10 protein-coding genes are annotated in these 12,121 nt (G+C 68.8%); 5 read left to right on the top strand and 5 right to left on the bottom strand.

The genetic code is table 11. The annotated features are described in order from the left end of the window. Positions 1–77: 77 nt before the first annotated feature. Both AC0NH5_RS32195 and AC0NH5_RS32190 read right to left on the bottom strand, forming a co-directional pair. Positions 78–719 (bottom strand): DJ-1/PfpI family protein, encoded by a 642-nt coding sequence (locus AC0NH5_RS32195; RefSeq protein WP_474410639.1) that lies wholly within the window; start codon positions 717–719, stop codon positions 78–80. A gap of 19 nt (positions 720–738) precedes the next feature. Then, a complete protein-coding gene (locus AC0NH5_RS32190) occupies positions 739–1,671 on the bottom strand; it encodes a GlxA family transcriptional regulator (protein ID WP_474410637.1) in 933 nt (310 codons plus the stop codon). A gap of 187 nt (positions 1,672–1,858) precedes the next feature. Here AC0NH5_RS32190 and AC0NH5_RS32185 point away from each other — a divergent pair, with 187 nt between their 5' ends. The 5 genes from AC0NH5_RS32185 (at position 1,859) to AC0NH5_RS32165 (ending at position 8,977) form a co-directional block, all read left to right on the top strand. Next, positions 1,859–2,281: a recombinase family protein gene (locus tag AC0NH5_RS32185; RefSeq protein ID WP_474410693.1), complete on the top strand. Its 423-nt coding sequence runs from the start codon at positions 1,859–1,861 to the stop codon at positions 2,279–2,281. A 327-nt stretch (positions 2,282–2,608) separates the two neighbouring features. Further along, positions 2,609–2,905 carry a hypothetical protein gene (locus tag AC0NH5_RS32180; protein WP_474410635.1) on the top strand — a complete coding sequence of 99 codons (297 nt, stop codon included), beginning with the start codon at positions 2,609–2,611 and terminating at the stop codon, positions 2,903–2,905. Between the two features lie 311 nt (positions 2,906–3,216). Then, positions 3,217–4,272, top strand: a complete 1,056-nt coding sequence (locus AC0NH5_RS32175; RefSeq protein WP_474410633.1) for a ThuA domain-containing protein — start codon at positions 3,217–3,219, stop codon at positions 4,270–4,272. A 19-nt stretch (positions 4,273–4,291) separates the two neighbouring features. Beyond that, positions 4,292–6,967, top strand: coding sequence for an outer membrane protein assembly factor BamB family protein (locus AC0NH5_RS32170; RefSeq protein WP_474410631.1), 2,676 nt, complete (start codon positions 4,292–4,294; stop codon positions 6,965–6,967). 78 nt (positions 6,968–7,045) lie between these two features. Next, positions 7,046–8,977 carry an alpha/beta hydrolase family protein gene (locus AC0NH5_RS32165; protein ID WP_474410629.1) on the top strand — a complete coding sequence of 644 codons (1,932 nt, stop codon included), beginning with the start codon at positions 7,046–7,048 and terminating at the stop codon, positions 8,975–8,977. 54 nt (positions 8,978–9,031) lie between these two features. Here AC0NH5_RS32165 and dctP read toward each other — a convergent pair whose 3' ends face one another. From dctP to AC0NH5_RS32150, 3 genes are read right to left on the bottom strand one after another with little or no spacing between them, the layout of a single operon-like run. Then, positions 9,032–10,066 carry a TRAP transporter substrate-binding protein DctP gene (gene dctP, locus AC0NH5_RS32160; RefSeq protein ID WP_474410627.1) on the bottom strand — a complete coding sequence of 345 codons (1,035 nt, stop codon included), beginning with the start codon at positions 10,064–10,066 and terminating at the stop codon, positions 9,032–9,034. Between the two features lie 31 nt (positions 10,067–10,097). Then, positions 10,098–11,378, bottom strand: coding sequence for a TRAP transporter large permease (locus AC0NH5_RS32155; protein WP_474410625.1), 1,281 nt, complete (start codon positions 11,376–11,378; stop codon positions 10,098–10,100). Continuing rightward, positions 11,375–11,929: a TRAP transporter small permease gene (locus AC0NH5_RS32150; protein WP_474410623.1), complete on the bottom strand. Its 555-nt coding sequence runs from the start codon at positions 11,927–11,929 to the stop codon at positions 11,375–11,377. Before AC0NH5_RS32150 ends, AC0NH5_RS32155 begins: the two co-directional genes overlap by 4 nt. Positions 11,930–12,121: the final 192 nt, after the last annotated feature.

Here is a 12,121-nt window from a genome sequence, read left to right as displayed (position 1 = left end):
ACCGGACCTGGCTGTGCGTCCGCGATCCGCCATGCCGGACCGGCCACCTTGTCGAGAATGCTGTCCATGGCTCCTCGTCAACTTCGAGTCAAGATGAAATCTTTGCGGCTGCGCACCGCGGCGAGCACCTCGCGTGGTGACCGTTCCGGTGAACCGGCCTGGTAGGGCGGCTGCGGGTCGTACTCGTGAGCCAGCTGAATGGCCTGGGCCACCGCATCTCCGGCGATGCGGCCGGCCAGCGTGAACGCCATGTCGAGGCCGGCGGACACTCCCGCGCCGGTGAGGTACTTGCCGTCGGTCACCACCCGCTGCGCGACCGGGACGGCTCCGAGCGGGGCGAGTTGGTCATGTGCCAGCCAGTGTGTGGTGGCGCGCCGGCCGATGAGTACCCCCGCAGCGGCGAGCAGGAGCGAGCCAGTGCAGACCGAAGTGGTCCACGTGCTGGTGGTGTCCACCGCACGCAGCCAGTCACGGATCGGCCCGTCGCCCATGTGATGGCGCTGCCCGGGCCCGCCGGGCACCACGACCACGTCGGGCCTGACCACCTCGGACAGGGCGGCGTCGGCGGTCAGCGCCAGGCTGCCCACCTCGGTGCGTACCGGTCCGGGTCGCTCGCCCACGAACACGACCTGCGCTCCGGGCAGGTGGGCCAGTACCTCGTACGGGCCGACTGCGTCCAGGGCGGTGAGCCGGTCGAAGAGCAGGACGGCAATCTGCATGAAAACCTCCGTTGATCGGTCAGAATCGGCGCCGGTATTCGCCGGGCGAGACGCCCAACTCGCGGACGAACGCGCGGCGCATCGTCTCGGCCGTGCCGTACCCGCAGCGGGCGGCGATGCGCTCCAGCCCGTCGTCACCGTCGAGCAGCAGGCGGCGCGCCGCCTCCAGGCGTACGTTGTCAACGTAGCGGCCCGGTGTCTGGCCGACCTCGCCGACGAAGGCTCGCGCGAACTGGCGCGGCGACAGGCTCGCCCGCCGGGCCAGGGCCGGCACGCTGAGATCCGCGTGCGGGTTGTCGGCGATCCACCGCTGCACCTCGCGCAGCCCCGGCCGCGCCGCGAGCTGCGCCGACAACTGGGCGCTGAACTGCGCCTGATTGCCCGGCCGCCGCAAGAACATCACCAGATGCCGGGCGATCTCCAACGCGATCTCACGGCCGAGATCCTCCTCGACCAGCGCCAACGCCAGGTCGATGCCGGCAGTGACGCCGGCCGAGGTGGCGATCGGCCCGTCCCGTACGAAGATGGGTTGCGGGTCCACCTCGACGTCCGGATACCGCCGCGCCAAGCTGTCGCACACCCGCCAATGGGTGGTTGCCCGGCGGCCGGCCAGCAGCCCCGCCTCGGCCAGCAGGAACGCCCCGCTACACACTGAGGCCACTCGCCGCGCTCGCGACGCGTGCCTGCGTAACCAGTCCACCACCGCGGGGTCGTTGCTGCGGGTTCCTTCGCCGCCGGGCACGACCACCGTGTCCGGCGGCGGCGCGGCGAACAGGTCGAGGCCGGGAATCAGAACCAGGCCACTCGACGTACGCACCGGCGTCCCGCCAGGGCTCGCCGTGGTGACCCGGTAGGCCCCTGCGCCGGCACCGGCGAACACTTCCAGCGGGCCCGTCACATCAAGGCTCTGCACACCCTCGAAGACGATGATCAACACGTCGCGGCCTGACACGAACTCAGCTTCCCGGCCGCCGGCTACGGCAGCAATGTCGTAGACCCCACCTTTCCTGCCACCCGCGTCGCCGCTCTCGGTCAGGGACGAGCGGAGCGATGACCATCGTGCGCCGGGCGTCTGCCGGACCCGCTTCTCCCAATGTTCGCTGCGCTTCAGGACATATCCGGCGGGCCACGGCTAGCCCCTGAACCATCCGACTACCGCCAGTTTCCGTTCCGATGTTCCGGTCTCACGCGCCGCCTCCGGCAAGGACACCACCCGGCCCAGGCTCGACGAGATGATCGGGTCCGTCCACGACGACGACACGGTGCTCGTGCATTCGATGGACCGGCTCGCCCGCAACATCGACCACCTCCGCAGGCTCGTGCGGACGCTGGCCGGCAAGGGCGTGCGCGTGGAGTTCGTCAGGAAAGGCCTCACGTTCACCGGTGAGGATTCGCCGATGGGGACCCTGCTGCTGTCGGTGATGGGCGCCGTCGCCGAGTTCGAGCGCGCCCTGATCCTGGAACGCCAGCGCGAGGGCATCGCCGTGGCTGGCCGTCGGCTCGGTCGTCGGCACCATCGCCTGTCCTCGATCAAGGTCTGGAAGCACTCCACCACCGAATGATCAGCGACCAGCAGAACCCGCACCGGCGCTAACACTCAGTCACGGAAACGGGCTCTTACCGCAGGCCAGGTGTGGCCAAATCAAGCCGTCACACCATCGCAGATCTCAATCAAGGTGGGGCCACTTCAAGCCGTCCGAGTGGGGCCACCGCAGGCCGTCAGAATCAGCCATAGCGGCTCCCCACCCGCCGATGAGCAGGCTGGCGCCAGTGGTGAGGGCGCCTTGCCGCCTGGACGCCATACGTCCATGTATGGCCGGATGTGGAGCATCCGCTCCTACGCTCCCTCGGAACGCTCACCTAACGGTTGGGAGTGCAACATGCGCAGCTTGAGTGCAACCCTCGGGATGGCACTGGTTGTCGGAGCCGGCCTTGTCGCCGGCGCGGCCCCGGCGCACGCCATCAGCAACTGCTCCACCTTCCTGATCGACACCGACACCGTGGGCGCACGGTGCACCAGCAGCGCCGGCTGGGGAAGGTCGATCATGGCCGTCGGCGAGTGCCGCCGGGCCAACACTCCTCCGCGCGATGTCTACGGCGCCTATGTGGGCGTCGGGCAGACGTCGGTCGCCGACTGCGGGGGCGGCTGGTACGCGGTTGCCTACCCCTACATCCTCCGGAGCTGAGGCAAACCCCGACAGGCCCGGTTCAGGCAAAGCCCTGAACCGGGCCTGAGCCATGTCCGGACCCGGCATCACACGAGGGGGCGGGCCGGCGCCCGGCCTCGTCGCAGCGACACCCCTCGATCCCGGAGCGCGATCGCCGCTGTCTTGTGAGACGGCCCACGCCACATTATGGTCTGTCCAGCGGAACTAAGAGTCCACCACGCGGACCGAGCGACCTCGGCGTCCGGCGAGTCCGCACGCCGATGCATGGCATCGATGAGGGGACAAGAGCGCATGCGACCGGAATCCACCTCCCGACGGGAGTGCCCAGCATGAACAACAATTGGCTCAAGACGGTGGTGGCTCTCGCGGCGCTCGCGATCCTCGCGCCGGCCTCGGCTCTGGCGATCACGGGGTCACCGAAGGACAAACCGGCCGGCGTCGACCCGGTGTACGGCGTGTGCCGCGGCCCCGATCCGGCCTGCTACAGCGACTGGGGCACCCAGCGCGACAACAAGGTGCTGGTGTACTCCCGCACGGCGGGACCGCGGCACGCCAACCTCGGACGGGTCCTGGACCCCGACAACGCGAGCATCCAGAGCCTGGCGCTCCCCCGCCCCTACGTGATCACGCACGACCACACCGATCCGGCGGCCTGGCCGCGCCCCTTGGACGCTTCCAACGTGGCGCAGTCCGGGCTGGTCGCCATGCTCGAGGCCGACGGCATCGAGGTGCACGTCACCGAGGACGTCCAGGCGGTGGAGCGGCTGAACTCCAGCTACAACGCCGTGATCTTCATGAGCCCCACCCGGGACACCCTGTGGAATCACGCGCGGGGTGCGGTGGGCGGCACCCGTCTCGACTGGGCGCGGGAGTCGCTGCGCAAATACATCCAGGGCGGTGGCGGCTTCGTCGGCGTCCACAACGCCTTCGGCACCGAATACGGCTGGCAGTGGTACGAGGGGCTGCTCGGCAACGCGAACTACTACAACCACGGGCGGAGCCAGCCCGGTGACGTCGTCATCGTGAACGACCGCGACGTGTCCACCAAGAGCCTTCCGCGACGCTGGGGCTTCTCCGACGAGTGGTACAACCTCGTCCCGTTCCCGACCAATGTGAACTTCCTGGCCACTGTCGACGAGCGGACCCTCGCTGACGGCGCGGGCGGAGAGGGATCGCACCCCGGGCACCGCGGCTTCCATCCGGTCACCTGGTGCCAGTACTACGACGGCGGCCGTTCCTGGGTCACCACCCTCGGCCACGAGGGGGCCGCCTTCCAGCAGAACTCGACCTTCCCCGGCGCAGCCGAGTTCCAGGCGCACCTCGAACACGGCATCAAGTCCGCCATGGGCCTCGAGCCGTTCTGCACCCCGGCCAAACGCAAGTAGCCACAGCGGAAGGCGATCGATGAAACCACGTACTCTCGCACCGATCTTTTTGGCCGTCGCTGTCGCCGTGGGACCGTCGGCGGCCGTCGCCGGAGCCCCGCGACACGGCGTCGAGCACGAAGAGCCGCCAGGGTTGGAGCCGACCGGGGCGGACACGCCGGCCGTCGGCGGCAACCTCGCGAACCAGCACTACTCCGGCCTCCGGCAGATCTCCCGGCGCAACCTCGACAAACTCGGGCCGGCCTGGCGCACACACGTCTCGGCGGTCGCGCCGGCCGGCGACGACGTGGGCCAGCAGACCACACCCATCGCGGCCGACGGGGTCATCTACCTCGACACGCCCGGCGGCGAAGTGATCGCCGTCGACGGCGCGACCGGTGCGCCCAGATGGAAGTGGGCACCGGAGGGCTTCGACACCGCGGACACCCGGCGCGGCGTCTCCATCGGCCAGGGCAAGATCTACACCCTCGCCGACGGTGACCGCATCGTCGCCCTCGACAAGGACACCGGTGAACAGGTCTGGGTCGTACAACCGGCGGTTCAGGCCGGAGTCGACCTGGGCAACATCGACCGGGTCGCGACCGTGTACAACGACGGCATCGTCTATGCCCACGCGGCCAACGGCGACCGCGCCGCGGTCGTCGCGGTCCGCGCCAGCGACGGCGGCTACCTGTGGCACTTCTTCGGCGGACCGGATCGCGGCGCCATCTACACCGACGTCAACGGCGACTCTGTCGACGCCGGCGCCACGTGGGGGCCCGTCCTGCCCGACGGCACCCAGTGCAACCTGGAGGGCGGCGCCACCCCGTGGATGCACGGCGCGGTCGACCCCGGCCTCGGCCTCTACTACATGACCTTCGGCAACCCGCGCAGCTGCCGCAGCTCGCAGGACGGCTCGCAGCGCCCGGGCGACAACCTGTTCTCCACCACCATGGTCGCGGTCGACATGAGGACCGGCGCGTACAAGTGGCACTACCAGTCGATCCGGCACGACGTGTGGGACATGGACAACGTCCATCCGCCGACCCTGGCCGACATCAGGATCAACGGCCAGAAGCGCAAGGTGGTGTTCTACGGCAGCAAGTCGGGGCACCAGTTCGTGCTCGATCGGACCACCGGCAAGCCCGTGCTTCCGGTCGTCGGCAAACCGATGATCCAGGACTCCCGGCAGCACAACGCCGAGACCCAGCCGTTCCCGGCGCAGCGCCTGCTGCCCGAATGCGTCGTCTGGCAGAAGCTGGACCCGCGCAACGTCCCGGGTGACCCGTGGCGGGCCGTGCCGAACTACAACGGCTACCAACCCGACGCGGACGGCAACCTGGTGTTCAACCCGGACAGTTACGTCGCGGCGGACGAACCGTTCCTGACGTACCCGCCCGGCCATCCCTCGGACCACCGCCGCGGCTGCATGTACGACCCGCAGTGGAACCTGCCGATCCTCTCGACCACCAGCCAGAACGGCGGCGGCGACTGGTCGAACAACTCCTACAGCCACAGCACCAACATGGTGTACTTCCCGTACGGCACCAACCCGGTGGCGCACTGGAACGGCGCCGCGGCCAACGGGCAGCGGGCGATCGGCCAGTACCAGACCGGCGGCATCCTCGCCTACGACGCCTCGACCGGCAAGGTGAGGTGGCGCAACCACCTCGGCACGGACATGTCGCACGGCCAGGGCCCGCTGACGACCGCGGCCGACCTGCTGTTCGCGGGCCAGATCGACGGTCGCCTGCTGGCGATGGACGCCCGCGACGGCGACGTGTTGTGGGAGTTCCAGACCGGGTCCGGCATCGCCGGCGCCCCGATCACCTACGAGGTCGACGGCGAACAGTACGTCGCCGTCCTCGCCGCCGGCTCCACGAACCCGTACGGCGGCTCGGTGACGCAGGGCGACTCCTTGTGGGCGTTCAAGCTCGGCGGCACCTACACGACCGAGTCGGGTAGCCAGGAGGGGCCGGACACCGCTCCCCTGACGATCCGCCGTCCCGTCCAAGGCGCTCCGGTCGAGGGAGCGACGGTGAACAACACCGTCTACCTGGGCCGTCAGGACCGCACGACGGACACCGCCACCGCGCGGGACAGCACCTCACAGGCCGGCATGGCCCCGACGCACCTGCGGGTGCCGGTCGGGACCACCGTGACCTTCCTCAACCCGGGGGCGGAGACCTTCCCGAATTTCCCCAACCAACGGCCGCACTGCGCCACCCAGTACTTCGAAGGCCTCTTCAACGCCCGGCTGGACCCCGGGGAGCGCTCCGAGTTCACGTTCGACCGTGCCGGTGAGTACTACTTCAACGACTGCACCGACCCACGGCCGACCGGCAAGATCGAGGTGTACCCGGCACCGCGGGACCTGCCGGGCGCGTTGCGGTTCGTCCCGTCGACCATCGACCTCGGCTCGCGGACCGGGATCTTCACCGCGGTGCGCGGCGTGGCGACGGCGACGCTGAGCCTTCCGGCCGGCTACCGGCTCGACGGTGACGTCGAGCTGCGCACGCCGCTGTCACGGACGCCCGTCAAAGCCAGGAAGGCGACAACGATCGGGCGCACGTTGGTCGTGGTGTTCGACAAGGCCGGCCTCGACAACAACGTGCCGCAGGGCGACGCGGTGCCGTTGACCCTGGTGGCGAACTTCCTGCACGACGGGAAGCAGCACCAGCTCACCTCGACGGCGACCGTGCGGATCCGCAAATAAGGCCCCGAACACCGAGCCCGGTGCGGCAGCACGCCTGCCGCACCGGGCTCGGCCATCACCGGCGAAAGGACCATCGCCATGAGTACGATAGATCGACGCCGCCTGCTCCGGGGAACCGCCGCCCTCGCGGTGACCGCGACTCTGGCGGGCCAGACAGCTGCCGGGCCGGCCGCCGGCGCACCCTCGGCCGGGCCGGCCGCCGGCGCACCCTCGGCCGGGCCGGCCCGCGACCCGCTCGGTGAACCGCGACCGCTCGACGGCCGCCCGTTCCCGGCGTACGACTATTCCCGCGCCAGCAAGCTGCCGCGGGAGATGACGGGTTACTGGACGAAGTCCTTCGACGTGGCGGGAACGGCGCGGACGGCGAAGGTGTACATCTCCCCCGAGACGCCGATCCGCTCCTACTTCACGGTGATCGCGGTTCCCGACGGCGTCGATACCGGCGAATTCCTGCGACGAAAGGGCTGGGCCGGTGTCGCCGACCGGCGCGCGGAGGGCCTGTTCGTTCTGGAGCCCGGCCCGGGCGGCTGGGGCGGCGTCGCGCAGGAAGCCGCCTACGTCGAGGCCGCGATGGCCTTCTTCCAGGCCAACCGGTATTTCTCGATCTTCGGACTGCACTACCTCGTCGGGTACGGCCTCGGCGCCCCGGCCCTGGAGGCGTGGGCGGTGGCGCACCCGTTGCGAGTGATCAGCCAGGTGTACGTCGACTCGCCGGGCCTCGGGGCGGACTTCCTGAACTCCTATGCCGGCCGCGAGTTCGGCGGCCAGACCGAGGGCAGCTACACCCCGGTCGAGTTTCCCGACGGCTTCGACCTGATCAGGTACGACGAGACGGTCCTGCCCACCTGGTACATCTCCCCCGACCGGGACTCGATCGACGCCGGCCTGTCGTACTGGAAGCGCGCCAACGACACCGGGCACCGCGGCCGGAAAGACCGGACCCTCGGGACCGTGTACGCGCAGCGCCGCGACTCCGGCCGGTGGATGACGTCGTACGCCGGCCCGATCTCCCAGGTGGCCGTCCAGCACCGCCCGGCGAACACGCACCGCATCGTCGAGTTCCTGACCCGCTACACCCGGTACGAGAACTTCTTCGCGTACGGCAACCAGCTCTTCGAACGCGCGGACTACGCGAAGCTGGGCGTCGAGGTGCGCACGATGATGGTCGAGGGCTTCCCGCGGGAGTACCTGATCCACGTGCCCCGCTCCGCCCGCCGGTTGTGGCGCGACCGGGCGCCGGTCGTCTTCGTCTGGCCGGGCAACAGCCAGACCGCCAAGGTGTTCTTCGACGCCGCCCAGTGGTGGAAGGTCGCCGAACGCGAAGGATGCGTCCTGGTGGTCATCGGCGAGCAGTACAGTGCCAGCTCCGTCTCGGTCAGCCACCGCGACTCGCACGCCTTCTTCCGGCAGCTGCGCGACCTGGTCACCGACGAGTTCGGAGTCGACCCGACGCGGTTCTACTCCACCGGTCAGTCCGCCGGCAGCGCGGTGACCCAGAACTTCGCGATCGCGTACCCGGAGTACTTCGCCGCGGTCGCCTCGACGTCGTTCACCACCGCCCCCGACGCCGCGGGCACGGTCGGCATCGACGGCGTCCCGGTGCCGGCCAGCGGCCGGCCGATCCCCAACTATCAGATCTACGGGTACGGCGACCTCGGCTTCCTCGACGGTGACCTGTGGGACGACACCCAGAACTCACTCGACAGCTGGGCGCAGTATCACCTGCGTGCCAACGGGCTCAGGCTCGCCGACGTGGACACCGTCGCCGGCAGACGCCACGGCTGGCACGACCGTTTCCAGACCTGGACCTGGCGCGACGACCGCACCGCCGTCCCGGTCCTGAAGCTGTCCAAGAACCTGTACCGCTCGCACAACACGATGCCCGAGGAGTCACCGTTGCTGTGGGACTTCCTCAAGCACTACAGCATCGAGACCGACCGCGACGGCACCGTCGTGCGGTATTACAGCCGTTCCGCGTTCCGGCGCCCGTGGGACAAGAAGCGGCTCTGATCCCGAGGCCCCCGGAACTGACGGGGCCGGCGGATCGCCGGCCCCGTCCCCCGTTCAGGCCGAGGCCCGGATGCTCTTGTAGAGCTCCAGATCCTTGCCCTTGAAGTGGGTGGTGAAGAAGGCTTCCGCCTTCTTGATGAAAGCCTCCCGGTCGACCTGGTCGATCTCCACCACGGTACGGGTGGAGTCGTTACGCCATCCGTCGAGGACCTTCTCTGTCTCGTCGTCGACGCATTTGCGGTTCTCGGCCCGGATGTCGTGAATGGCCTTGAACAGCGCGTCCTTCTGCGGCTGACTCATCTTCTCGAGAGTCTTGTCGGAAACCACCACGTAGTGCGCGCCGACCTGGTGGTTGGTGAGGCTGGCGACCTTGAGGATCTCGTCGAACTTCTGCGCGTGGGTGGCCACCACCGGGTTCTCCTGCCCTTGGGCCACCCCCTGCTGCAGAGCCAGATAGAGCTCCTCGACGGCGATGGCGACCGCGTTCGCGCCGAGGGCCTCGGCGTTCGCCAGGAACTGCGGAGTATTCGGGAACCGGATCTTCAGACCGGCGAGGTCCTCCGGCTCACGGATCGGCTTCGTAGCGGTGAACGTGCGCATGCCGAAGTACCAGGCGTCCACGATGGTGGTGTCGGTGGCCGTGTTGAACTCGGCGAAGAAGTCCTTGCCGTTCTGGTCGACCCAGGTGAAGAAGTGGTCGATGTCGTTGAACGCGTACGCCGCGTCGGCCACCCCGATCTGCGGGAAGGCGGTGGACATGGCGGAGCCGCCCTGCAGGTCGATGTCGATGTCGCCGGTCTGCACGCTGGCGAATCGTTCAGCGTCCGGGCCGAGCTGGCTGTTCGGGAACATGTCGATCGTGAGGCCGAGGTTCTGTGCCTCGACCCGTTCCTTGAGCAGCTTCATCCCGCAGTAGAAGTTCGGTTGCGTCTCGGGCTGCGAGCTACCGATCTTGAGCGTCAGAGTGGGGTTCTCGCCCTCGGCAGCGGGGGTGTTGCTCGACGTGGAGCACCCCGCTGCGAGAACGATGGACAGGGGCAGGGCGAGCGCCGCGGTGATTCGGCGCCACCCAACTGGACGTTGGCGCATGGTGTCTCCCTTTGGATAGGCGGCGAGGCGGTCAGAATCCGAGGAGCCGGGGTAGCCACAGCACGAGGCCGGGCAGTGCCGTGACCAGGACCAGCACGGCGACAAGGGGAACCAGGAACGGGATGATCCCGCGGAACACCTCTTCGACCGGTTGCCCCGTTACCGAGGCGGTGACGAACAGGACGCTGCCGACCGGCGGCGTGAGCAGCCCGATCATCAGGTTGATGATCATGACGACGCCGAAGTAGACAGGGTCTACACCGAGGCTCATGGCCACGGGCAGCAGCACCGGCACGAGCACGAGGATGGCGGCCGTCGCGTCGACCACCGTGCCGAGGACCAGCAGGACGAGATTGATCATGATCATGAAGGCCCAGGGCTCGCTGGACACCGACGTCACCAGCTCCGCCACGTCGCGCGAGACGTGTGCCCGGGTCAGGATCAGACCCAGGAGCGCGGCCGAGCCCAGGATCAGCCCGATGCCACCGGTGATGACAGCCGTCTCGCGCAGCGACTGGAGCATCACCCGCGGCGTCAGCGTGCGATAGATCAACCCGAGCACGATCATCAGCAGTACGGCGACCGACGCGGCCTCGGTCGGGGTGAAGGTGCCCGACAGAATGCCACCGAGCAGGATGACCGGGACGAACGCGGGCCCGATGGTGCCGATCGCCGCGCTGCGCAACCGCGAGCGGTCGAACGGCACGGAGGTCACGTCGGGGCGGCGCGCGGTCCAGATGAACACGTAAACACAGAGGCCCACCGCCATCAGCAGCGCCGGCACGATGGACGCGGCGAACAGTGCCCCGGTGGAGACCGCCGCGGTCGCGGCGTAGATCACCGCGGGGATGCTCGGCGGCATCACCGGGCTGATGAGCGACGACGACGCGGTCAGGCCGGCGGCGAAACGGTACGGGTAGCCGGCCTTCACCATGTGCGGGACCTCGATCTTCCCCAGGCCCGCGACATCGGCGAGGGCTGAGCCGCTCATCCAGGAGAAGCCGACCGCGGTGCCGATGTTGACGTACGCGAGGTTGCCCCGGATCCGGCCCAGCACCGCCAGGCAGAAGTCGTAGAGCCGGTCAGCGATGCCGAGCCGGTTCGCCATCACGCCGACCAGGATGAACAGCGGCACGGCAAGCAGCGGAAAGCTGTTGAGACCGTCGAAGGTGGTCTTCAGGGCGAACCCGCTGGAGCTGCCGTCGGCGAGGGCCCACCACAGGCAGGGGCCGATGAAGGCGAGCCCGACCGGCACCCGGATGAGCAGCAGCACCGTGATGACCGCGCCCACCATCCACAGTTCGAGAATCATCGAGCCTCCGCCGAGTCGAAGAACTCGTCCGGCCGGCCGGCCAGAAAGATGCGGACGACCGCTCGCACGGCGCCGGACAGAAAGCCGGCCAGCGGAACGGCGTACAGGATCCAGAGGGGGATCTCGAGGGCAGCGGTCCGCCGATCCGGGTACGCCCGGATCAACTCGTACGCCTCCCACACCATCAGCGCGCAGATCGCCGCGGTGCAGGCCGCGGAAACCGCCTTCACGACCGTCAGGAACCGCCCCTTGGCGACGTAGTCGATGATCTGGATGGTGATGTGGCCGTTGTTGCCGACCAGATAACCCACCGTGATGAAGGTCAGCACGATCAGCGAGTAGTTGGCCAACTCGCTCACGCCCTGCCAGTTCAACGCCGGCACGTACCGGCTGATCACCTGCCAGAGCACGCAGAGAAAGATCGTCATCACGGCAACACAGGCGATCCAGAGTTCGATCGCCGCCCAGGTGCGCAGAACTCTCGGCGCACGCCACCGTCCGTCCGGCTCAGGATCCAGGTCGGCCGCCGAGGCGACGGGGTCAGCGGTCATCGGCCATCGCTCCCGGCACATGCTCCGCACCGACGGCGGTACGGGACGGGGTGGTCAACAATGCGCCCTCGCTCTCAGATGTATGTCTGTCGCGACACGAGGTGCCGCGGGTGCCGCCACGGCGGTGACCGGAATCGACCGTCACGAGCCGCCCGGGGCGCCGTCGGATCTGGTGGTTCGGGCGACCGTCCT

This window comes from Actinoplanes sp. 13 (assembly GCF_056134165.1).
Note: the sequence above shows the minus strand (reverse complement) of the source record. Positions and strands in the feature narration are given on the sequence as shown.